Here is a 1,367-nt window from a genome sequence, read left to right on the forward strand (position 1 = left end):
AAGGACCCCGAACTCCGGCGGACCCACCGTGATGCCGCCCGCGTCCGCCGCACCTGGATGCGCCTCGCCCGATACCTCCGTCTGAGCCTGCGCGACGATATCCCCACCGTGCGCGACGCCATGTTCTCCGACCGGAGCCGGGCGCAACAGCCCAAGATCCGGGTCCCGCGTATCCGCAGGATCGACAACGACGTCTTCGGCGTCACCATCGACTTTGTCTCTATCCCCGGCGTCGGCCTCGAAGAGTTCGTTAAAGCCTGCGACCACCTCGCGAACCACTGGCGCATGACCCGCGTTTCGGCACACCAGCCCGAACCCGGCCTCATCCGCGTCCGCGCCGTCCGCCGGGATCCCCTCACCATCGCGCTCGCGGTCGGCACACCTCGGAACCCGGGCCGACTGGACTACTTCCCCGCAGGCCTGGACGAGTACGGCGAAATCGTCAAGATCCGGCTGAAGAACTCCAGCGGCATCGGGGTCTACGGCCTGCCCGGCTACGGCAAAACCTCGTTCATCCTCGGCCTGATCTCCTACTTTGCATTGAGCCCGGCCGTCCAGTTCATCGTCTGCGATGGCAAAGTCGAAACCGGCCTCGAAGGCGACTACCAGGACGTAGCCGACCGGTGCGCCGTCATCATCGGTGACGACATCGCCACGTTCAACGCACTGCTCAAGCAGCTGCGCGACCTCCGCCGTATGCGGTCTTCCACCATTCGCCAGACCCTCGGCACACCGAACGTGTGGGACGTGGGCCCCAGCGCCGCCTGGCCATTGATAATCCTCGTGATCGACGAGTGCCACACCTACTTCCAGCAGGTCAAAGACGGAGGAAATCCGGAGTTGAAGAAACGGAATTCCATGGCCGCCGAGAACGTCCTGCTCGTCGAGGATCTCGGCAAGAAGGGTCGCAGCGTCGGAATCATCCCGGTGCCGGCCACCCAGAAATCCACCGGTGAAGCCATCCCGACTCAGATCCGCGACGTCATGACCACCGCGATCAGCTTCGCCGTCCGCACCGAAGAAGCCGCGGTCGCTGCCCTGGGCGCCGACATCAAGAACTGGCCCGACGCTCACCCGTTGACCTTCCTGTCCGAGGAATACATCGGGGTCGCGTCGATGGTCGCCGCCGGTCGCCCCGGATTCACCCGGTTCCGTTCACCGCACTGCCGCTCGGCCGTCGCCGCCGCAATCAGCGAACAGGCCGCGCATCTGGTCGAACCGGAAACCCTGCCCGGCGTCACCATCGGCCAAGCCCACCGCGCCATCGCACCGGGCACCGCAGCGGCGTTGCTCCCCGACCTGGGCAAGATCACCGACTAGGCTGCCCCACCAACTCAAGAGCGCTGAAACGCATTGAGGGCCAGACC

1 protein-coding gene is annotated in these 1,367 nt (G+C 65.5%); it reads left to right on the plus strand.

Annotation, left to right across the window (positions count from 1 at the left end; all coding sequences use genetic code 11):
- The coding region (locus tag AB0H81_RS44875; RefSeq protein WP_358388741.1) for a hypothetical protein at positions 1-1,320 on the plus strand (1,320 nt) is incomplete at its 5' end.
- Positions 1,321-1,367: the final 47 nt, after the last annotated feature.

It is taken from the genome of Nonomuraea sp. NPDC050691, from assembly GCF_040654455.1.
In the GTDB taxonomy this organism is placed as follows: domain Bacteria; phylum Actinomycetota; class Actinomycetes; order Streptosporangiales; family Streptosporangiaceae; genus Nonomuraea.